The 22,633-nt window shown below is 60.1% G+C and carries 15 protein-coding genes; 3 read left to right on the plus strand and 12 right to left on the minus strand.

Annotation, left to right across the window (positions count from 1 at the left end):
• Positions 1–10: 10 nt before the first annotated feature.
• The 9 genes from KQI84_16025 to KQI84_16065 form a co-directional block, all read right to left on the minus strand.
• A complete protein-coding gene (locus KQI84_16025) occupies positions 11–2,050 on the minus strand; it encodes an amidohydrolase family protein (GenBank protein ID MCB2156382.1) in 2,040 nt (679 codons plus the stop codon).
• 118 nt (positions 2,051–2,168) lie between these two features.
• Positions 2,169–5,021 carry a PKD domain-containing protein gene (locus tag KQI84_16030; protein MCB2156383.1) on the minus strand — a complete coding sequence of 951 codons (2,853 nt, stop codon included), beginning with the start codon at positions 5,019–5,021 and terminating at the stop codon, positions 2,169–2,171.
• 477 nt (positions 5,022–5,498) lie between these two features.
• The gene (gatB, locus tag KQI84_16035) at positions 5,499–6,956 is read right to left on the minus strand and encodes an Asp-tRNA(Asn)/Glu-tRNA(Gln) amidotransferase subunit GatB (protein ID MCB2156384.1); all 1,458 of its coding nucleotides are present in this window, start codon (positions 6,954–6,956) and stop codon (positions 5,499–5,501) included.
• Between the two features lie 547 nt (positions 6,957–7,503).
• Complete coding sequence (locus tag KQI84_16040; GenBank protein ID MCB2156385.1) at positions 7,504–8,355, minus strand: ABC transporter permease; 852 nt, start codon at positions 8,353–8,355, stop codon at positions 7,504–7,506.
• Positions 8,356–8,365: 10 nt separating this feature from the next.
• On the minus strand, positions 8,366–9,313 hold the full coding sequence (locus KQI84_16045; GenBank protein ID MCB2156386.1) for an ABC transporter ATP-binding protein: 948 nt from the start codon (positions 9,311–9,313) through the stop codon (positions 8,366–8,368).
• 4 nt (positions 9,314–9,317) lie between these two features.
• Positions 9,318–10,187 carry a hypothetical protein gene (locus KQI84_16050; GenBank protein MCB2156387.1) on the minus strand — a complete coding sequence of 290 codons (870 nt, stop codon included), beginning with the start codon at positions 10,185–10,187 and terminating at the stop codon, positions 9,318–9,320.
• Entirely contained in the window at positions 10,174–11,109 is a 936-nt protein-coding gene (locus tag KQI84_16055) for an ABC transporter ATP-binding protein (protein ID MCB2156388.1), read from the minus strand. Before KQI84_16055 ends, KQI84_16050 begins: the two co-directional genes overlap by 14 nt.
• A gap of 129 nt (positions 11,110–11,238) precedes the next feature.
• Positions 11,239–13,779: a FecR family protein gene (locus KQI84_16060; GenBank protein MCB2156389.1), complete on the minus strand. Its 2,541-nt coding sequence runs from the start codon at positions 13,777–13,779 to the stop codon at positions 11,239–11,241.
• Between the two features lie 25 nt (positions 13,780–13,804).
• Positions 13,805–14,419, minus strand: coding sequence for an RNA polymerase sigma factor (locus KQI84_16065; GenBank protein MCB2156390.1), 615 nt, complete (start codon positions 14,417–14,419; stop codon positions 13,805–13,807).
• A gap of 330 nt (positions 14,420–14,749) precedes the next feature.
• Between KQI84_16065 and KQI84_16070 the strand changes: the two genes are divergently transcribed.
• On the plus strand, positions 14,750–15,373 hold the full coding sequence (locus KQI84_16070; protein ID MCB2156391.1) for a response regulator: 624 nt from the start codon (positions 14,750–14,752) through the stop codon (positions 15,371–15,373).
• Positions 15,374–15,919: 546 nt separating this feature from the next.
• On the opposite strand, the gene KQI84_16075 is transcribed toward KQI84_16070, so the two are convergent.
• Both KQI84_16075 and KQI84_16080 read right to left on the minus strand, forming a co-directional pair.
• Positions 15,920–16,351 carry an acyl-CoA thioesterase gene (locus KQI84_16075; protein ID MCB2156392.1) on the minus strand — a complete coding sequence of 144 codons (432 nt, stop codon included), beginning with the start codon at positions 16,349–16,351 and terminating at the stop codon, positions 15,920–15,922.
• Between the two features lie 18 nt (positions 16,352–16,369).
• A complete protein-coding gene (locus tag KQI84_16080) occupies positions 16,370–17,242 on the minus strand; it encodes a hypothetical protein (GenBank protein ID MCB2156393.1) in 873 nt (290 codons plus the stop codon).
• 492 nt (positions 17,243–17,734) lie between these two features.
• Between KQI84_16080 and KQI84_16085 the strand changes: the two genes are divergently transcribed.
• Complete coding sequence (locus KQI84_16085; GenBank protein MCB2156394.1) at positions 17,735–18,100, plus strand: group 1 truncated hemoglobin; 366 nt, start codon at positions 17,735–17,737, stop codon at positions 18,098–18,100.
• Here the strand turns inward: KQI84_16085 and KQI84_16090 are convergent, their stop codons facing one another.
• A complete protein-coding gene (locus tag KQI84_16090; protein ID MCB2156395.1) occupies positions 18,101–19,594 on the minus strand; it encodes a glycosyltransferase family 39 protein in 1,494 nt (497 codons plus the stop codon). It lies immediately after the preceding gene.
• Positions 19,595–19,935: 341 nt separating this feature from the next.
• On the opposite strand from KQI84_16090, the gene KQI84_16095 reads away from it, so the two are divergent.
• Positions 19,936–22,551, plus strand: a complete 2,616-nt coding sequence (locus tag KQI84_16095; GenBank protein ID MCB2156396.1) for an FG-GAP repeat protein — start codon at positions 19,936–19,938, stop codon at positions 22,549–22,551.
• Positions 22,552–22,633 lie beyond the last annotated feature (82 nt).

Below are 22,633 nucleotides of genomic sequence, written 5' to 3' on the forward strand. Positions count from 1 at the left end.
TCGGTACTTTCTAGTCGGAGGCCAGGTTCCACAAACCGACGCCAGGGCGTTCGAGGTTGCGTTCGCGATCGATGACGACCTGGCCATTGAGAACGACGATCTCGGGTTGTATGCCCTCGATCGTTGTTGGATCGAGAATCGATTCGGGCAAGACAACGAAGTCCGCGCGGTAGCCAACCCGGATCAGGCCGACGCTCTTCATGCGCCAGGACTTTGCGCTCTGATAGGTCAGCAGACTGATGAGCGTGCTGATGGCGCCTTCATCTTCCGCGTGGGCGCGATCGATGGCGTGCGCCAGGAAATTCGGTGGCGGCGCGTAGTCACGTCGGCTGCCTGCGCGGCTGAGAACAAGCGGCTGGCCGTGCCAGTCGGGTTCGAGGATGTCGGTGCTGAAGAAGAGCTGGTTCGGGTGGCGAAGGAACTCGTCGGCGATGCGTTTCAGCATCAAAGGATCCACGGGGCGCGTTTTTTTCGCTTCTTCTTCGTTTAGCGAGTGGAAATTCAGATGGAATCGCGTCTGGCGATTCGACGCGGCGCCCTGGAAGATGATGTTCAGACCAATGAGGCGATCGGCTTCGTCCTCGGGCACGGCGGAGTGATGCGCGGGGTGGTAGACGTGCGTGAAGTCGATGAGTTGTTGGGGCGTGATCGTGAGGCCGGAAACAACCATGCCGGAGAGATCGGTCATGCCATGGCGGCGGATGATCTCTTCGAGGCTCTGGACGCGCTCCAGCGGAAGCATGTGAATGGGCGGCGGCGTGTTTGCCAATGTTGCAGCGAAGGCATCGCAATCGCGATCGTCCGCGAATGGGCCGAATGCGGCGGCCAGCGTCGTGACGCCGGCGCGCAGGTACGGCATGACGGCTTCGGGCTTGGGAATTTCGGTGCCGAAGTTCAACGCCGGCGCGAGTCCAACGATGCCCGGCAGAACAACCTTGCCATTGATCTGGCGACGTGACTTCGCGAGACGATCCTGGAGATCGCCGACGCCTTCGAAGGCCCCGATGCTGAGTTTCGAATCTTCAACGCGGCGCGTGCGGCGCTCCAGATTCACGGCGATGTCGCCGTCGAACATGTTGAGCGCGCCGCCTTCGAACACGCGGGCGCCTTCGTAGATTTCATCGGCGAAGGCTTTGCCACTGTCGAACGGAAGGCGGTCGTATTCCTTGCCGCTTGGTTTTGCGTCTTCGCCGTTTGCGATCGCGTGCAGTCCGCGGATCAGCGACATCGCGAAGAGGCGAATGACAAACTCATCGCCGCCCTTTTCGGGGAACCAGCCGCCGGACTCGACCAGGATCGTCGACACTCCCCAGCGCATCATCGAATCGCCGAACGCGGTGTGCATGTAGTCGGCGGTGTAGCGCGCCAGGTTTCTCGGAGCGCGCGTGCGTGCGGCTTCCGCCATCAGGCCAATGATGTGTTTGCCCTTCAGGCGCACTTCGTTGTCGGTGTCGCCGGGTTCGAATGGGCCGGCCTGGAAGGCCAACGCGACGAGGTCCTTATTGCCCGTCGACTTGCGGGCGCTCATGTCGTGCAGGTTAAAGGCGTACTCCGGCTGGAAGTCGTCCTTCAACGCGATGAGGGCCTTGGATTCGGGGGTGGTTTGCGCAACGGCGTCGCGATTCAAATCGATGCCCTGTGCGTTTTGGCGCGTGAAGCGGTAGACCCCGTCGGGGTTCACCATCGGGAAGATACAGAAAGAGATCTTGTCGAGCAGCAGCTTGAAGAGCGGCTCTTCGTGGCGCGTGATCAGGTTGTAGAGGAAGAGGCAGAGAGCGGCGGTGCAGTCCGGCTCGTCGCCGTGCTGGCGCGCCCAGATCATGACCCGGCGTTCCCCGCGACCAAAACGCATCGAGACGAGTTGGCGGCCTTCGATGGATGTGCCGGCCTGTTTGAGGTTCAGGTCGAACGGCGACTCCTTGACGAGTCGATGCAGGAATTTCTCCTGCTCCTCGTGGCGGAATCGGAACCAGTCGCCGGACCATGCGGCGGCGAGATCGAGGCTCTCCCAGAGGGCGTCTGGAGAGAATACGGAAGCGGTATCAGGCATATTGTTTCGCTTTACGTGGTCTGGGCGACGCACTGTTCCCCCCCGGGACCAGCGCCATCTTGGGCGTAGCAGGGGGGGAGAAGTGGGGCAAGGGAGAGTTGATTTGAGGCGGCCTGAGTCAGCGGAACTGCCTCCACTCTGTGACTCCGGTGGCAAGGACGTTGAAAGAAACGGACTCGGTCGTCATGTTCCCGGCCCGATCGGCGGCGATGACCTCGACGGTGTGTGCGCCGGGGGGGGGAGCGAGGGGAGGCTCGGTGCGTTGGCCGTCGAGCAGGATGCAAACGACGGCCGCGTTCGTGTCCAGATTATCGGCGACAGTTGCCGTTACGGGAATATCGATCCCCGCGTCATAGTCCGTGGCTGTGGGTGAGACGATGGTCAGGGTCGGCGATGTATTGTCGACCATTACGTCGATCGAATCGGAGACGAGCCCAAGCGCCGTATCGGCATATTGGATACCGACCGCCACAGTGTGCGAGCCTTCAGTTTCGAGGGTCGTATCCCACGGAACCGGGAAGTCGGCTCCGACCGGGTTGCCATCGATGGTGATGGCGAGAATCGTGGGAACCATACTCCATTCTTTGTCAGGTTCCTTGTCCCAGATTTCCGCGTCGATGTCGATGGTTCCGCGGGCCCATCCGTCTTTGCGCGGGTTGGTCAGCGCGATGTACATGTAGCCGTCGGGAAGCGCGCCGTGGATCTCTTCCGGGAAGTCTTCCGCTGTCTCGCGAGGATAGGCGGCGAGGTCGAGACTGGCGGAGGTCACAATGTCGGATGCGACCTGGCTTGTCGCGATGTCATCGATCTCGGTTTGTGTCATGCCGTGATCGAGCATCGCCTGGTTGATCTCTGTCGGAAATCCGTTCAGCAGCAGGTCGTCGATGTGCGATTGGACTTCGGCTTCGGGCGTCGAGGCAAACAGCGGGTGGGCGGCTTCAAAGGCATCGCCGATGACGAGCAACTCGTCGCGATACCAGGCGGAGAAGCGGAGTGCTTCGGTTCCCTGCGAATGCGTGGCGATGGGGTCCATACCTTCGATGGCGCCCATCATTTTCGAGCCGGCTTCGTAGTAGGCGTTTCCGGCGAGCACGGCGAGATCGCTGTGCGCGTTGAGTTCATAGAGGGCAGCCGTTTCGGGTGCGGCGCTCGGGCCGGCGATCTGAGGCGGCTCATCGGGCCATGCGACGGAAACGGCTGTCTGGAAATCATTGTCCTCCCAGAATGGATCGTGGGCGATAATAGCGTGGCTAATCCAGGAGCTTTGGAGATGAGCACGCGATGCGGCCAATTCAGCGATTGGTGGTGTCGTTATGTAGGCAAGCCAGTGGCTGTAGGCCACCATGTAAGACGGCGTCTTGCGCGGGCCGGGGATTTCCAGCCACAACTCGTAGGATTCTCCCGCCGGGTAATCGCCCGGTACCATATAGGCAAAATCCCAACCGGCTTCATCCGTGCCGGTGACCTCGAACCGGACTTCGTGCAATTCGGCACCATTCCGGAATTCGGGGTAGGAACTGGGACCGGGCTTTGGTCTGGGCGTCGTGCACATGGTCACGTCCCACTCTTTGAAGAAGGAGTATTTGAAGAGGTGTTCCTTCATCATCTTGTTGTGAATGTCGCCCAGCGAGACGTTCGTGGGGGCGGGGATGCTTTGGGCGGGATTCACGTACATGCTGACGCGAACGTTGTCGAGATCGAGAGCGTCGGCCTTGACGCGGAAGTTGAGTTGCGTGCGGCCCTTGAAGGTTCCGACCAGTTCGTTCGTTGAAAAGAGACTCCGGAAGTCGGGATCTTCAGCCACGTAGAGCTCCGTCATTGCTTCGGCGGATTCGACGCCCTGGTCGTTGACGACCTTGAAGTAGATTTTGTGTTTGCCGGTTCTGAGCGTTCGGGGATCGATATCGACATCTTCCGTTGTGCCCAGGATTCCATCTCGGCTGGAGCGCCATTGGTAGGAGGAAATCGTGTACGTGGTATCGGCTCCCGTGCCGCGGAGATCGATCTCATCGTCGCAACTTTGGTGGATCTTGGTGATCGGATTCAGGCCGAAGAGGATGTTGTCGATGGTTGCCGTCGGCGCATGCAGGAGAACTTCAATGCGAACCGTGTCGTCGTCGTTTTCGAATTCATCGTCGGTGACTGTGAGTTCCGCCTGATAGGTTCCCACGCTGAGGTTCGTGAATGTGGGGCTGACGCCGGTGAGCGTGCCTTCTCCCGGGATGTACCACGAGTAGGTCAGGGTGCCTCCATCGGGATCTTCGGATTCGGAACCGTCGAGCGTGACGTTCGTTGTGCTACCCGCGGTGGGGACTTCGATGACGATGTCCGCGCCGGCGTTGGCGATCGGGGGACGATACTGCAACGGTCCATCGGCTGGTTCGACGTGAACGGCCTCGTGGTCGAAGTAGTATCCGACATGCGGCTGCCATAGTCCATTCCCGTCATCGACATCGAACCCTTCGTCGCGTTCGACACGGACTTTCAACTCCCCGTCCTGGCTGACGAGGTTTCCGGAAGTCGTGATTTCGGCCGATGTGCGATAGCCGTAGCCGTAGGTGTTGGCGGGGGTGGTGTTTGCAATGATCGCCGGGGGAGGAGCCATGCTGACTGTCGTCACACCGGGAAGCGTGTTCTGCAGCCAGACGGGGTTGAACTCCTCGTCGCCGCCATCCGGATTGATGACGTACACCCGGACGGCCGTGCTGTAGCCGGAGCCACCGCCGCGCTGGTTGGTGACATCGAGCTCAAGAGTGACCTTGACGCCGGCATCGAAGGCCTCTCGCTCGAGATTGGTGAAACACCATTCGAGATAGGTGGCGTCGCTGGGGCGCATCCATTTGCCGTCGCCTTCGACGCGTTCCGGCCCGGCGTTCCACTCGGCGCTCCATGCGGTTGCTCCGAGCAGCATGAGAAGTACTGCGAGCAGCCCAACACGTACTGTCCACGGGGTGTAGTGCCATATACCCATGGTAGAAGCCCTCCTTTCGGAGGATTCGTGAAATGTATTTGGAGAACATATCGCACAGGAGGGGGCGTAGGTCAATATGAAGGCGACCCAGCCAGGGCGTCCTGGTTACGCCAATCTCTTCGTTGCGCGGCGGTCGGCTGGTTCGGTCACGTACTGAAGTACGCTCCCTCTCCATCCGCCTTGCGCGCCTCGATCTTGACGAAACCAGAACGCCCTGGGGGGGCGGGGGAGGGGTTTGGGTCGCGCCTTCAGCGCTTTGTGAGGGGGCGATGAACCCCAGGGCTTGCGCCCTGGGCTGATATGGGGCGGGGCGTTGCCCCTTCTGGATTGCCGGTTGGAAGCCGGTGGTCCCCGCGATGTGCCGTGCTCGTGCTCAGCGGAGCTCGTACTCGTAATCGGTCTCTTAGTCTTCGAGTACGAGATCGATAACGCCCACGAGCACGAGGGGGAAACGGTGTGCGATTCCTTTTCCCGCGATCAGTCTTCGGGTTCGACGCCGAGTTCTTTGTGGAGGAGTTCCTGGACCTTCTGGGGGTCGGCTTTGCCGCGGGAGGCGCGCATGACCTGGCCCATGAGGCCTTTGATGGCTTTCAGTTTTCCGCCGCGCACGTCGTCCGCCATTTTCGTATTTTCTTCGATGACTTGGCGAACGAGCGGTTCGAGGCTGGTGTCGTCGAGGGGCTTGAGGCCTTTTTCTTCGACGATGACCGCGGGGGCCTTTCCGGTTTCGAGCATCAGCGGGAAGACTTGCTTGGCGATCTTGCCGGTGATGGTGTTGTCATCGATCATGCGGATCAGATCGGCGAGCGAACCGGCTTTGATCGGAAAGTCGGTGGCGCGTGCGTCTTCGCCCATTTCGTTCAGACGACGAATGACCTCGGTCATGACCCAGTTGGAAATGGCTTTCGGATTGTTGTGCGCGCCGACGGCTTCTTCGTAGTATTCGGCGAGGCTGCGGTCGGCGGTCAGGACGCCGGCGTCGTAGTCGGGGAGTTCGTACTGCTGGACGAAGCGTGCCTTTCGTGCGTGCGGAAGTTCAGGGATTTTCTCGCGAACTTCGTCGCGCCATTTGTCGTCGATGTCGATGTCGACGAGATCGGGCTCGGGGAAGTAGCGATAGTCGTGGGCGGTCTCTTTGCTGCGCATCGCGCGCGTTTCCATCGCGACCTCGTCCCACAGGCGCGTTTCGGGAATGACGCGGCCGCCTTCTTCGAGGAGCTCGGTCTGGCGTTCGATTTCGGCGTCGATGCATTTCAGGACGACACTGATCGAGTTGAGGTTTTTAATTTCAACTTTTTGGCCAAGGACATCGCTGCCCTTCTCGCGCATCGAAATGTTGAGTTCAAAACGCAGGCGGCCTTCCTGCATCTTGCAGTCGGACGCGTCGAGATACTCGAGCAGCGTCTTCATGGAGCGCATGAAGGCGTCGGCTTCTTCTTTCGAACGCAGGTCGGGCTTCGTGACGATCTCGAGCAGTGGCGTGCCGGCGCGGTTCAGGTCGACGAGTGAGTAGTCGACGTGCGCGCGGCCTTCGGGGTGGATGTTCTTGCCGGCGTCTTCTTCGAGGTGAATGTTGTCGATGCCGACTTCTTTCATTTCGCCATCGGGCATTTCGAAGGCGATGACGCCGTCGCGGCCGAGCGGGGCGTACTGCTGGCTGACCTGGTAGTTCTTCGGGAGATCGGGGTAGTAGTAGTTTTTCCGATCAAAATACGTGCGATCGGGGATCTCGCAGCCAAGCGCCAGAGCAACGCGGAGGGAAATTTCGAAGGCTTCGCGATTCAGAACGGGGAGCGAGCCGGGCATGCCGAGGCACACGGGACAGACCTGGGTGTTCGGCGGTTGGCCGAATTCGGTGGAGCAGCCGCACCAGACTTTCGTGTGGGTCTTGAGTTCCGTGTGAACTTCAAATCCAATAACCGGTTCGAATGGCATGACAACGAGCCCCTTGCAGATTAGCAGCGGGGTCGATATGCCGGGCTGGTGGGGGGGAGGTCAAGGAGAGTGCCTCCAGGGCGTCCTGGTTGCGCCAATCTCTTCGTTGCGCGGCGGTCGGCTGGTTCGGTTCGGTCACGTACTGGAGTACGCTCCCTCTCCATCCGCCTTGCGCGCCTCTATCTTGACGAAACCAGAACGCCCTGGGGGCGAGGGGGAGGGGGATGTCTGGCGCGCGTGCTCGTGCTCAGCGGAGCGATTCTCGTAATCGGTGTCGAGTACGAGTTCGAGTACGTGTACGAGTACGAAATGGGAAGGGAGCGTGAATCGAGGTGACTTGAGCATCTCTGCTCAAGCCCCAGGGGCGTTTGCCGGTCGGATGGGTTTTGGGACGTCTTCGATTACGATGACGCGCACGAGCACGGGGATTGGCGGTCTCAGCGATCTGGCGTACTCGTGCTCAGCGAAGCGGCACTCGTACTCGCACTCGGTCTTTGGGCTATCGAGTACGAGTACGAGTACGTGTACGAGTATGGAAGGGCTGTTCTTAGTCCGTGCTATAGATACACTGTTTTCTTGTCATCATCCAGAAGCTGAAGGCGAGGGAGGCGATGAGGACAGTGGCAAGGACGATGGTGGTCTGGATGGCGCCGGGCGGTTCGGCGAGGATCTCAAAGGTGGCCGTGCGGCGGGCGGCTTGCTGAGGCAGCAAGTGAGTGAAGTAGAACGTGAGCGAGAAGTTCTTCAGCACGGTCGGTAGCAGGCTGGACGCCGTTTCCCATCCGTAGATGAACAGCGCGTCGAAGACGTTCTTGAACACGGTGCTGAGTGCCAGGAACAGCGCTGAGAACACGGCGAGGGAAAGGCCGATGACAAAGAACTCTCGTACGAGTGCCAGGAGTCGACCGCGCTCGATCAGGACCGAGTACATTCCATCGAGGCCGAAGGGGAGGACGGCGAGGATTTGCGCGGTGGTGAGAGCGAGCATGAAGATCGGCCACGCGATGATCAGGAAGCCAAGGTATTTGCCGGCAAGAATCAACCATCGCGGGATCGGTTGCAGGAACAGATAGTGGAGCGTTTGCTCGTTGAATTCTTCGCGTAGAGCGGACTTGCCAAACATGATGGCCGCAAAGATCACGGAGAAGTGCATGTAGCCGACGACGAGCATGTACTGCATGCTGTCGATTGTTTCGGAGGAGTGCGCGCTCTCGCCGCCAATCAGTGGGAGCGGATCGGCAAAGGAGAGCCGCGACAGAACGAGCAGGACGATCGTTCTTGCCAGGATGATCATGACGGGAAGTCCAGCGAGGATGAGCGTGCCCCAGAAGAAGCGTCCGCGCATGCCGCGGCGGATTGTCAGCCGCAGCAGGGCGAGGAGCTGGCGAGAGCGGGACACGCCCTCCATGTTATTCTGATTTTCCACCGCTTGCACTGAGGTACCCGAAGATGCTGGAGATGTTCTCGTCGGCGACGGAGACGTAGCTGATCCCCAGTCCGCGGTCGAGGACAAGGGTGTTGAGTTGATCGTAGAATCGATCGACGTCGCGAGTCTCGACGATGACGGCATGATCTAGCTCCTCTACGCGGGCGCTCAAGGTGGATTCTTGTTCCAGGAAGAAAACGGCCGCTTGGCGTGGGTTTGTGCAACGAATGAGAATCTGGTGGGGGTGGCTCTTGAGGCCCTGGCGGACTTCGCGGATGTCGCCTTCGGCAAGCAGGTATCCGCCGCTCATCATCAGGATATTGTTCGTCATCGCGCCGATTTCGTGCAGGACGTGGCTGCTGATGATGACGTTGCGGCCTTCTTTGCCGAACTGGCGGATCAGTCCCATCATCTCGTGCCGGCCGACCGCATCGAGTCCGTTGAGCGGTTCGTCCAGGACGAGAATCTCGGGATTGTGCGCGAGTGCCAGAGCGACTTTGACGCGCTGGCGCATGCCCTTGCTGTAGCTCTGGATTCGGCGGTTCATGTACTGGGCCATGCCGAGCTGTTCGAGTGAGTGAATGGCGGCGGCTCGGGCACGGGACTTCATCCAGCCGCGCAGAAGAAGCAGCGATTCGATGAAGTCGCGCGCGCTGAATTTCTCGTAGAAGGAATCCGTCTGCGCGCAGTAGCCGAGCCGGTGCATCATCGCAGCGTTCCCCCACACGGGTTCGCCGTACATGAGGACGGTTCCCTGGCTGGGATGAATCATCCCGGTCAGCAGGTTCATCAGAGTCGATTTGCCGGCGCCGTTCGGTCCGAGCAGTCCCGTGATGCCGGGGCGCAGGGTCGCCGTGACGCGGTTGACGCCGATGACTTCGCCGTACCAGCGAGAGACGTCGTTCAGTTCGATCATTGCAGATGCGCTCACGTGGTTACCCCCTATGGACTTCGACGGGACGCAGCCGCCAGTGCAGGAATACGAGCGAAATGACCCACCAGATTGCGATGCCGAAGACGACCCAGAACGGAGAACGATCGGAATCGCCTAGAATGAAGACAGCGGGCAGGTCATAAAGGGTATCAACAAGTCCGAAGTACATGCGATCGTTGTGGAAAATCTCGCCGGCGAACGCGGACAGTGCTCCGGAGCCGAAGTAGACGGTAAGGAAAAGGATGCCTGCAAAGGCGCGATTCTTTGTGGCGGCAGAACATGCTAATCCAATCAGTGAGATCGTGATCGCAATTGCCAGCCCGGAAAGAACGGCGGCGAAGACCGTTGGGATTGTGTCGCCGAGAATGCTGTCGAAGATCTCCGCGGTATTCGGATAGATGAACATCATAAGGATTGCGAGGATGATGACCTGGAACCATGTGAGGAAGCTCAGCATGCCGGCGGAGGCGGAGACTTTGCCCAGGATGTAGCCGGTTCGCGTGATCGGTCGACTGTAGATGATGGGAAGTGCGTGGTGCGCGAGTTCGGGCGCGATCATGCGTGGCGCCGTCAGGACGGTGATAAAGATGCAGGGCCAGATTTGAATGTAGAGCAGGCGCGCGATGAGGTTCTTCCAATCGACCAGCGGCATGTTGGAAAGATTCAAGGTCTGGCGCAGCAGGAAGTTGTTTGTCACGTACAAGTAGCACGTCATGCCGATCAGGGCGACGACGCCGAGGCCAAACAGGACCGTCGCGACGTACTTCGTGAAGACCGCACGGAAGGAGTACGTGGGAACAGCGGCCAGGCGAAGAACCTGGGGCAGGAGCGGGCCTTCGTAGGCGCGATATCGTATCTCATGTACGGGCATTGGCGACGCTTTCCGATTCCTCGATGGCGCTGACGAAAATGTCCTCGAGCGAATCCTTCTTGAAGTGGAAGTGGCGAATCTGAACGTCGAGATCGCGCGCAATCTGGAAGAGCGATCGCGTTCCTTCGCCTTCGGGCAGATGCACACGAATTACGCCCGTAACGTCTTCGTTGCAGTTCCAGCCCATGGATGCGACGGCGCCCATGAAGCGTTCGGAGTCTCCTTCGAGCCGCACGTCGTAGGTGTTGAGGTATTCCTTGCGAAGTTCCGCGATCTTGCCGTTCAGGACGACGTGGCCCTTGTTGATGACCGTGACGGAATCGCAGCAGAATTCGATGTCGTGCAGAATGTGCGAGCACATGATGACGTGACTGCCGGAGATCTCGCCGATGTCGCGAATCAGGCGCAGCATTTCGTCGCGGCCTTCCGGATCGAGCGCGTTCGTCGGTTCGTCGAGCACAAGGACCTTCGGGCCATGCACGAGGGCCTGGGCGAGTTTAACGCGTTGCTGGTTACCGAGCGACAGTGTCTCGACGGAACGGTAACGTTGTTCGCCCATGCCGACATAGTAGAGCACTTCGTGCGCGCGCTCCATGGCGGCGCGCGGAGGCAGCCCGGCAAGTTCGCCGACGTAGCGCAACAATCGCACGGCGGACAGGCCGTGGATGTAGGCTTCGTGTTCGGGCATGTAGCCGATGTTCTGCCGAATCTTCATTGCCTGCGTGCGAACGTCGTAGCCGAGCACGCGCGCGCTGCCACGAGTCGGTTTGATAAACCCCATCAGGGTCTTGATGAGGGTCGACTTGCCCGCGCCGTTAGGCCCGAGCAAGCCGACTGACTTTCCATCCAGAACGGTGGTCATGCCGCGCAGGACTTCGTTGCTGCCGTATTTGACGACGAGGTTGTCGAGTTCTACAAACACGGTGTTCTCCTATTCGGAATCACCACGAAGGCACGAAGTGCACGAAGAAGTACTAACTGGAGTTCGCTGGTGTTCGATTTCCATCACTTCTCATTCCTTCTCATCTTCGTGCCTTCGTGGTGCATTCTGTTACTCGATGGGTTTGTACCAATCGGCGACGGCGGGGATCCAGCCGGTCATTTCGAGGTCGCCGACGCGGAAGCCTTCGACGAAGAAGTCGACGCTGTTGTCTTCAGCGATGGCGTAGGCGACGAGCGCTTCGTTCTCACTTCCTTCCGCCAGGTCGACGAGGTCTTCGATTCCCTGGACGCCGAGTTTCTGGAGCAACGGCGCGACTTCCTTGGCCGACTTCGAGAACGGTTGGTAGAGCAGCATGGAAACGTGCGAACCGCTCTTGGCGGGCAGGCTGCTCGTGAATGCATACTCGTTTTCGAGCGACCGGCCGTCTTCAGACATTTCGATCGTGTTCTTCACGAAGGCCGCGCCGGGGCCGAAGATGACGTAGTCGTCGATGACGGCGTAGCTGATACCGAACGGGGCACCGGGATATTCAAAGGACACGACGAGATGGCCGCGGTAGCTCTCGGAGCGTACTTGCACCTTCTCGAGCTGCGAATCGCCGGAGGTTGCCATCAGGTCGATCAGGTCCAGCATCGCGTTGTGGAAGGCGATCGGGTCGAGCACTTCGATGGCGACCTTGACGTTGGGAATCGGCAGCAGCGGGTTGTCGAGGCCGATGGCAGCTTCGTTTCCGAGCGTTGCGGCGACCATGCGGAGGAGTTCGGCTTCGGCGGACTGGTCGACCGCGTCGAAGTTCTTGTTTTCGCTGCGAAGCCAACCGAAGACTTCCTCAAGCATAACTTCTGGCGATTGGACTTTCATAGCAAGCAGCGCGTGCGTATCGGGCGAGAAGAATTGGATGGACCCCATCGCCCCCGGTTCGTCCAGCCAACCCACCATGCCGTGGCGTTCACCATCGAAGGTCACGCGAACGGCCTGGTTGTCTGCCTGATCGCCGAAGTCGGTGGCGCCGATGATGGCGCGCATGTTGTCGAGACCGAAGCGCTGCATGGCGACCGCGGCGCGATCGCCGTAGGTCCTGTCGTGTTCGAGCATCAGCTGATTGATACCCGCGACGTTGACTGCTCCCGTGATGGTGCTGTGCGGCGACGTATTGCGAAGATCGAGCACGAAGGGCGAGTAGGCGAAGTCGGTCGGCGTGTCGGTGCGGATGGCTTCGAGGCTTTCGAGGAACGCGGCGTTCTGGATAGCGATGATCAGGAAGCCGTTCTCAACGCGCGCGCTGACTTGTTCGTTTCCCATCTGCAGCAGGCTCAGAAGGGGCACGAGCTTGCCGTTGATGACTTCTTCAACAGCAGCCGCATCGGAGCGCACATCGGTGATCAGGACGGCGCCGTTTTCGCCCACGCCGAGACTGACGGAGCCTTTGAGTGCTTTCAGAACCGTCTGCACATCGGGACTGCGAAGAGCGGTCCCCAATCCCGTTGCGAATTGCTCGGCGGATTCTTCGTCGATTTCAACTTCGCTGAGGCGATCGATGAAGGTGCGGATAGTTTCTTCGGTGATGACGTCCGCGAGAGACTCGGTGCCGGTCGGACCGATGAGATGCGCGATGCTCGGAATCTCGACCAGCACGATCGTGTCTTCCGGCAGATAGTCGGTTGTGAGAGCAACGCCTTGGCCGTAGGGCGAGACGATCTCATCGATCGAACTCATCGTGGCAGCAGACGTTGTGGCAGCGGCATCGGCGTCGGGCAGTTCTGCGACGAGCGTCGGCTCGTCCGCGTTCATGGCGGTTGCGCCGGCGGATGTCCATGCAATGCGTCGATCGACGGGAATCGGGCGGGCTTTCTCGCTGCTGTAGGATTCACCCGCGCCGAGTTTTTTCACGACGCCGGCCTGGATGACTTCGACGTTTCCGCTGGCGACGGCGACTTCGGCACCGCGAAGGCCGCGGACGACACTGAAGGTTCCGCCGTCGGATTCGACGCGGAATTCGCGCGTATCGACGCGCACCGGACGGGCAGACTCTTTCGCGGCGTTATTCGCGACGAAGAGTTCGCCGCGCTCGAGTTCGAACTGCGGCTTGTTCTTCGAGCCGGCAAGACGGACGAGGGAATTAGCGTTGAGCTCGACGCTGCCGGTGTTGTTGGCGAGGGCCAACTGCAGGTAGCCGTCGTTGGCGGTCTTCAGGCGCTGCGTTGTGGCCGGCAGGCGATCCTCTCCGGCAAGGGAGCGAATGCCCTCGGCCTCGAATGCCTGCACGGTTCCTTGGGATGCCAGGACGCGTTCGACGGCGCCGCCGTTACCCCAGGGCAGAATCACGTATGTGCCGACGGCGATCAGAAGTGCCGCACATGCGGCGATCGCCATCCAGCGTGAAATCGGGCGAACCTTCGCGGGTTCGCGCGTGGTGCGTGCGACGGGAAGCGCAGAGAGATCGGGCCGGTCGGCCGACTCGGCCAGCGTTTCTTCCGCGGCGCCAAAGAACGCGGCCAGTTCTCGATCCTGGCGGCGGTATTGTTCGAGCAGGTCTTTGTATTCTTCGTTGGCCTCGACTTCGGCCATGAGTTCGCGTTCCTCGTCGGGCGTGAGTTCGCCTTCGAGGAATTCGAGGATTCGGTTTTCGGCTTCGTTACGAGTCATCATTGGAGAAACTCCCCGGCGAGCGTCATCACCCGCCGTTGCCTTTCTGTACGCCGCGCGTGTGTTGCGCGGGATCGGTGGCGGCCGTTCGATCGGCGGCCTCCATGCGCGCCCGCAAGACTTTGCGGGCTTCGAACAGGCGGGATTTGGCGGCTTCGAGGCCGATGTCGAGTGCATCGGCGATTTCCCGGCAGGACATGTTGTTCATGTACTTCAGGCCAAGAACGACGCGGTGGGGCTCGGGGAGGCTGTGGAGGGCTTCTTCGAGCTGTCGGAGACGTTCCTTTTCCACGAGCATCTCTGGCACGGAGATGACCTCCGGCGCGGGCTGATTGGCCAGGGCGCGGCGGCCGCGTTCGGCTTTGCGCAGGTGCTCGTGGGCGATGTTGCGGGCCATGGAGTAGAGCCAACTGGAAAGGCGCGATTCGGATCGCAGATTTCCCAGAGTCGAGAAGGCGCGGACGAAGGTGTCATGCGCGATGTCTCGGGTCATCTCCGGATCCCCGGTAACGCCGTATGCGACCGCGTGAATGGTGCGTTCGCAGGGGCGGACGAGCTTCCAGAAGGCTTTGGTGTCGCCTTCGACGGCGCGGGCCAGGAGCTGCTTCCGGCTTTGCTCGTCCGTTGTTGGGGATTTGGCCATGGTACGGTGTCCTGTTTCGGGACTTCTGCCGCTATTTTTGTCCCGTTCACCATGTAAGTGTTCGAGCGGGACGTTTGGTTGGAAAGTTTCTCCGTTTTTTTTACGAGGAACCGAGCGGAGCCTTCATGAGGGCAGAAGGTCGAGAAGAAACAGCGGCCCGTCGTGGTGACGGGCCGCTCCATTGATATTAGGGGAATTGCGAGTTTACTGTATGGCCAGTCAAGGAAGCCAATTCCGGGCCTGATCCGGGCATTATTGCACATTTTCTGTGACAGAAGTGCCGCCGTCCGCCGAGCACAAGGATTGACAACCAACACCGAAGCGTCTTGAGTGGAACGTAGGGAGACCGAATGGGGAAGCACGACACTTCTACCGAGGCGGCGGACGATCATGGCGCAGCGCTATCGCATTCTGGCCGTTGATGATAACGAAGACACCCTCGAACTGATCCGACTGACGTTGATGGAGGAGTACGATGTTCTGACTCTCTCCAACCCGATGGACATCTATGAACTTCTGGAAGTGTTTGAGCCGGATTTGCTGATCCTCGACGTGATGATGCCGAAGATCACAGGCTTCCAGCTTGTTGAAATGCTGCAGAAGAGCAACGCGACGCGCAATTTGCCCATCATTATTCTTTCTGCAAAGAATAGCGCGCGGGAAATCAAGCACGGCTACAAGTTGGGTGCGAGCCTGTACCTGACGAAGCCTTTCCAGCCGGAGCGGCTGGCGAAGAATGTGAAGACGCAATTCGAGGTGCATCCTCCGGCGTCGGCGCGCAAGTCGCTGAATCTGGAGCAAGTCCTGGCGCAACTGCAGCTCAAGGTGAGCTACCGGCAGGGCTACGCGCAGATCGCTTCGGCGGACCTGCGTGTGGATGAGGAGGAAGCGCGAGCCGTGCAGCAGGAGCGCGAGCGGCGCTTGCGGCAACGGTTCGATCGACATCCGACGTGACGGTGGGTGGCAATCTCTTGGATTTGTCTGCATTCGCGGGCGGGTGATTCACCCGCCCGTTCTTGTTGGGGGGGATGGACCGCGCTTTCAGCGCTTGGTGGGGGCGCGCGGAAATCCCAGGGCTTGCGCCCTGGGCTGGTATAGGACAGGGCGTTGCCCCTTTTTTGGGGCAAGATCGAGTGGGAGTGCGCGAGGGTTGCGGGACGGCTCTTGGGCAGGGATGCCCAAGTCACCTCGAATTGGTCTCCTGCGTACTCGTACTCAGCGGAGCGGTGCTCGTAATCGTTCTCGAATTGTTGGGATGGGAGTTTCGAGTAGGAGTACGAAGGGGGGCTCTGCGGTAGCTTGAGCATCTTTGCTCAAGCCCAGCGGTGTGTGGATTTCTGCGAGGGTTGCGGGCCGGCTCTTGGGCAGGGATGCCCAAGTCACCTCGAATTGGTCTCCTGCGTACTCGTACTCAGCGGAGCGGTGCTCGAACTCGTTATCGTCTTTTGGAGGGGTTGCCGGCTGGAAGCCGGCGGTCCCGGCGGTCCCAGGGACACGATTTCAACTCGATGCGTTCGGCGGGCCGAGGAGGGTGTCGATGACTTCCTGGGGGCAGCGGCGGGGGCGGCCGTCGGGGCTCATGAAGGCGTGGCGCGTACTGCCGGTGGCGATGTGTTCGTTGCGGGCGTCACAGTAGACTTCGTAGTGCAGGTTGAGGCGAACGCGGGTTGCCTGTTCGACGGAGGTGCGAATGCGCAGCAGGTCGTCATAGCGCCCGGGGCGGTGATAGTCGCAGGAGGCGTGCAGCACGGGAAGAAGCAGGCCTCTCTCTTCGAGCTGGACGTAGGGAAGGCCGCGAACACGCAGGTACTCGGTACGGCCGATCTCCATGTAGGTGAAGTAGTTCCCGTAATAGGAGAAACCCATCTGATCGGTGTCACGATAGGTGACGCGGATCAGATGGTCGTGAAAGGCGGGGTTTTCTGAGGTCATTGTGCTCGTGGGCGCGGGTTATTCCGCGGACGCGATGTCCTCGGCAATCTGAGCGTAGGTCTCTTCGTCGACGGCATCGCCGATAACGAGGCTGTCGCGGAAGCGATTCAGATCGAGGTGCATGAGCGCCCAGTGCTGGTGGGTGTTGTGCGCGACGACGGGGCCGAGTTCGTCCTGGCCCCAGTAGACGGCGTGCCACTCCTGGTTGCCGAAGTTGATGCGCACGCGGCGTCCGCGGACAAGTTTCTTTTCTTCCTGGGCAGCACCGGCCGCCGGAGCAGGCATCTTTGGCACCGTGGTGCTGGAGCCGGTCTGTGTGTCGGATGCCGTGTCGACGATGTACGGAACGAGCTGGCAGTAGTCGAAGTGGTCGAGGTGGAAGACGACTTCGTCACGCTGCCACCGCATGCGACGCTGCAGACGGAGAACGAATTCCGGGGGCAGTTGGCCGATGGCTTTGACTTCGTATTCATGCAGGGGAACGCCCTGGGGCTTGATGCGGCCGTCGGGGCGCATTTGGTAGACGATTTCGTAGTCTTTGTCGTGCCGGTGGTCTTTGAAGAATCCGATGGCTCCATCCTCGAAGTAGAGGATGGTGCCGACGGGGAAGGTTCCATCGGTGCCCAGGACGCCGCGGCCGACGCTGGAGCCGCTCTGGGTCTCCTCGCGGGCGGGGGCGGGTTGGCTCGGGGCCGGCGGGACCGGTCCGGGGCGATTGGTTTCGCCCGGCACGACGGGTCGGCGCTCGGAGCCTTTGACGCGGTCCTTGTAAGGGAATTCCTTTTTCTTCAGGACGGAGTTCGCCAGTTTGCTGAGGTATTCGTCCTCAGCGGCCCGCTCTTTGGGGTCCTCGGGGATGAGTTCGTCCTGATCTTGGTACTTGTCCGGCATGTCGATTCGGTTCTCGGTTCCTAAGTGGTGATGTGACCGCGTTCTAATCGGGTAATCACTCGTCAAGAGCGCATGGAGTCTAGAGCCGCCTGACAAACGATGTCAACGCCGATGGGCCCTGGGCCCCAGGGGGACAAACGTGGTTCTGGAGGAGTTCTTGGGGCGCGAGGGAAAAAGTGTCAACCCTGAGGGCGAGGGGCAGTACGAGGCGCGATTGGCGGACTCGATTGAGGTGACTTGAGCATCCCTGCTCAAGCCCCGAGGCTTTGGCCGTATGGTGAGCTTGCCGGCTGGGACGTGGTGGGCAGGTTGGCTTTTGGGCAGGATGCCCAAGTCACCTCGTGGACGGTGGCGGATCGATCACGATTACGAGCACGAGCACGAAACAGGGAGGTCGGCTGTCCCAGGGGTCGGCAAGGGTTATGCTGCGACTTTAGGAAAACATCGGAATCGGCTGATAACAGCCTTCGATGTGCAGAGGAGGTGCGTAAAATGTCCACAGTTTACGAACAACTCGGCGGCGAGCCTGTGATGGAGGAACTGGCGCGTCATCTTTATCGCAAGATGCTGAGCGATGTGCGGGTTGCGCATTTCTTTGAGGGCATGGATGTCGAGGCGCAGATCGCGAAGCAGAAGGCGTTTCTTTCGATGGTGACGGGCGGGCCGAATGGCTATTCGGGGCGCGATATGCGATCCAGCCACGCGCATTTGATGGAGCGTGGGCTGAACGATCGACATGTGGACTTGTTGATCCGGTACCTGGGCGAGATTCTGCAGGAAATGGGAATGCGCAAGGATCTGATCCTGCAGGTGCAGGAGAAGGCGAACACGGTGCGGGACGATGTTCTGAACAGGTAGTCAGTTGGTCGACTGGACGCGGAAGGGCCGGACGGCAGTGCTGCCGTAGATGTAAAGGTCGTCGAGCGGGACGTAGACGTCGGGGGTCTCTTCGGGGACCTCGGTGGCACGGGAGTCTTCCCAATCGCCGTAGTAGACGATCCAGAGCGTACCATCCTTCGGCGCATTCGCGCGCAACCACTGATCCATTGCTTCGTCGGAATCGCGGGCCTCGTAGGCTTCGGCGTCAGGCCTGCCCGGCAGGCCGTAGTACTCGAAGGCGCGGCTGCGGGCGCGTGTGCGGGAGGTGACCACGACATCGCCATCCTCGATGTGTTCGGCAAGATGTTGAACGACTTCGCGAAGGCCCGAGCCGGGATCGCGGAGGTAGAAGAAGGTGGCCGCCAGCGTGATGAGGACAAACCAGGTTCCGACGGCGGTGGCGAGTCGACGGTGGTTCTGGGCGGCGAGGACGCGGACGGCTTCGGTGAAAAGCAGGACGGCAGCCGGGGCGATGGAGATGAAGTAGCGTTCGGGGCCGATGAGGTCTTGTTTGTTGGTCATGCTGGCGAGAGTGATTCCGATCGGCGGAACGAGGAACCAGATCCACAGCAGCGGGAAGTGCGTGGTCGGTCGATCGATTGGCGCGAGGCGGCCTTTGCGCTTCCAGACAATGCGCGCGATCCAGATAGCGATGAAGCTGAGCGCCGCGATCACGAAGGCCGTATCCAGCACGTCCGTATGTGCGTAGCCATAATCGCCGAGGGAGAGTTTAGCGGCCTGGCGGAGCGCGGCGTAGAGTTTGAAACCACCCCACTCCATGATGCCGACCTTGGTTTGCTCCTTCTCCCAACCAACGATGAGCGGGGTCCAGATGATGAGCGGCGCGATGAGCCCCGCGGCGGCTCCGATCAGTCGATCGCGGAAGGTTTTCCACCGCGCGGCGACGTAGATGGCTCCGGCTCCGATGGCAAAGACGTGCAGCAGGTGGAGGGCGATTCCGAGGATTCCCGCCAGCGCCAGGTACACGGCGTAGCGTTTCTTTCCGGTGTCGAGATATCGAATCAGCGCAGAGAGGGAGCACGCGACGGTGAAGTACAGGCCGCTGTACATGCGGACATTGGTGCCCATCTGAAGAACGAACTGGTTGAAGCCGGCGAGCGCGAGGACGAGGAGGCCAAGGCGTTCGCCGAAGAGGTAGGCGCCCAGGCGCCAGACGACGAGGATGCCGAGGAAGGCGAAGACGGCGCTGGGAAAGCGAAGGGCGGTTTCGCTGGTGCCGGCAAGGTGGCTCCAGGCCTGGAGACCGAGGAAGTACCCGGGAACGTGGTTGCTGGCGAGGCGCTCGGCGATGACCTCGCGCGGCGTCTGGCCGATGACGCGGAGTGTAATGAACTCGTCGTTCCACAGGGAGCGATGGCTCAGGAAACCAAACTGAAATCCAGCGATGAGCAGCAACAACAAGCCGGCCACGGCCGCGAACCTTCGCCTGTCGGCCAGAAGTGAATCCCACACGTTCTCGACTCCTATGCCCTCGATTCTCTCTTTCAAGCGGCAACGACGCGCCATTCCGTCGCGAAAGAGGCGACCCTATTGGGGCCATTCGCAGAAAGTCAATTGGACGTGGGTGTGTATGATGCGGCCAGCGGCATCTCAACACCGCTGCCTACCGTTGAGCCTGGCTCAACTCCCTCTGCGCACTCCCCGCGGGTTGTCGAACATCAAATTGAGTGGTCTCGAATTTGTGTTGCGTTTGCCATCGCTGGCGACAAGTGTCTTTCTGTCGGGAAGGGGGAGGAAGCTGGAAGCAGTACCGGCGTCTCCTCCTTCGCGATTCTCTCGGGAGGGGGAGTTTCATGAAACAAGCACATTATCTTCACTGCGCTCTGCTGGGCGCGACGGTTCTCTTGGCGCCGGTTGTCCCGGCGATACCGCCTGATGTTGTCATTCAGGCGGATGGCGTCTCCCAATCAACTTTAGGCATGAGCGGGTGCAATCTGGGAGACGTCGATGGGGACGGGATCGACGATCTGGCCCTTGGGGCAAGCTCGGATGACATCTATCCAGAGAGCCTGGTCGGCCGCGCGTACGTCTTCTCCGGTGCCGACGGGTCACTCATCCATGAGTTCACATCGCCCAATCCGGTGGCCTCCGGTCAGTTCGGCCTTGTGGCGACCGCTGGAGACCTGAATGGGGACACCAAGTCGGACCTGATCATTGGGGCCGTCGGCGAGCAGGGAAATGGAATCACAAAGGGCGGCCGTGTTTATGTCTATTCGGGTTCCGATTGGTCGCTTCTCTACACGATTGAGGCCCCAACGCCCCAGGACACGTGGTACTTCGGGACCGCCGTGGGCTTACCCGATGTGACGGGGGATTCGGTGCCCGACATTATGGTGGGCTCCCATGGAACCGAATCGACACCTCCGCGCCTCTACGTGTTCTCCGGAACCGACGGCTCCTGGGTGCGCACGATCGACTCTCCGAACGCGGAAAACTACACCCGCCTGGACCCGCTGGACTGGATCGGTGACCTGAACAGTGATACCTATCCAGAGATCATCGTCTTTGCGAATGAGCACGTTCAAGAAGTTCCGGATACAGGAAGAGTCTACGTCTTCTCTCCCGCCGACGGCGCGCTTCTCTACACGTTCGAATGTCCAAGCGCCGACAATGTGGATGACTTCGGACTTCGCTCCATTGCCGTGCCGGACATGAACTCGGATACAGTACCGGACATCCTGATCGGCTCCGACGATGAAGAACCTACGGGGACGGGCGGACGAGGAATCCTGCGTTTCTACTCGGGAGCGGACGGTTCGCTGATTGACTCGTTGGAGAATCCGGATCCGGACAACATCCGATATTTCGGTCAGACCTACGCAGACATCGGCGACTTCGACGGCGATGGCTCCGAGGATCTCGTCGTCTCCGTCCATCACGACGGCAGTCCGGAGTTGAAGGAGGTATATCTCTATTCGACTCCGGATCTGACGCATTTCCTGACCATCGATGCTCCCTTCAACATTGACGGTTATGTCAGTCCGATGGGCATTCGGATCGATACGAACGAGGACAACAAGGCCGACCTGGTGGCGAGGTACTCTCCGTACACCGGTGGCACCGTCTGGATTTATCGCGAGAAGATTCCGCGCGCGGCGGTTTCGCCGGCGGCCATCGACTACGGGTCTCGGGATCCGGGCGAAGGCCCGGCCGCACCGGTCGACGTGACAATTCTGAATGACGGTCTTAAAGCCCTGACGTTTACGGGCAATGAAGTCGAGATTACTGGGGCCGATGCGGGAGAGTTCGCTCTGACTTTGAACGACCCCGTGGCACCGCTCGAGCCCTTGCAGCAGATCGGTGCAACCGTGACCTTCGACCCAAATGTGTCTGGCGCAAAGTCGGCGTCTCTTCAAGTTACGACGGATGATCCGAATGCGCCTCTCATCAGCGTGCCACTCACTGGCACTGGAGCCCATCCGCCGGACGAGATCGGCGGCGTCATCTACTTAACGACTGATTCCGGTGTCCTGCAAATCGATCCCGACACCGGAGACCGTTTCTATCTCGTAGGTGCCGAGCCCGGCAGCCCATCAGAGAATATCGGCTATACGGACGTCGTCATCGAAAACGAATCGAGCCTGCTGATCGCCTTTCCCGATTGGATGGCGAGGGCAGATCGCACCTCGGGGGAAGTGAACTACATCTACGGGGAGCCATTGGTCATCTTGCGCGCCCCCATCTCCGTCTACATCCGCCCCAACTCACTAGTTCTCGAATCTCCGACATCTGCACTGTTTTCCGGTACCGAGGCCGGCTACTGGATCACTGGAATGTATCGGCTCGACCTGACGGACAACACTCTTGAAGAGGTTTACACATATCAGACGGGCTTTATTCCCGAAGTCAGCGAGTACACCGGTATGATCCTTGTGGAAGGGGATGCGTATTACGCCAAGGGAGTCGGTGAAGAGTATCTTGTGCGACTCGATCTTGCGACTGGGACCGAGACGGTTCTGAGTAGCCAGGAGATAGGTTTCGGAAGCAGCGGACTTGTGCTGATCACAAAACTCGTCTACTCCACCCAGGATGGCAACTTCTATGCGGGAGCCGAAGACTATAGTTCCTCTCCCATCGAGGAAAACCTGATCGTGCAGATTAACCCTTCGACTGGTAATCGCATTGTTGTCGCCACGATGCCCTTGGGACCGGAGCCGAATACGTCGACATTGACGGCGCTGGCGCTTGCCGACAACGGCGACCTGCTTGCACTGACTGAAGGCAATAACGACGTGCTCTACCGGGTCGACCCGGCGACGGGTGCGTACACGGTGATTTCTCGATCCGGGATCGACCCAGTGGGGAGCGGTCCAGCTCTGAATGACTCGACATCGCTGTATGTAGGACTGGTGCAGGACATCACCACCTTGGCCCCAACCAAGGCCGCCGGCTGGCTGTTTTACGAGTAGCATTTCCGAAAGCGCAGCACCCAATCCGTGAGGCCAGGGGATCTGTCGCGGCAGGGGTCGGGATATACGAATGTCGCACTTT

The sequence above is a fragment of the bacterium genome, from assembly GCA_020444065.1.
In the GTDB taxonomy this organism is placed as follows: domain Bacteria; phylum Sumerlaeota; class Sumerlaeia; order SLMS01; family JAHLLQ01; genus JAHLLQ01.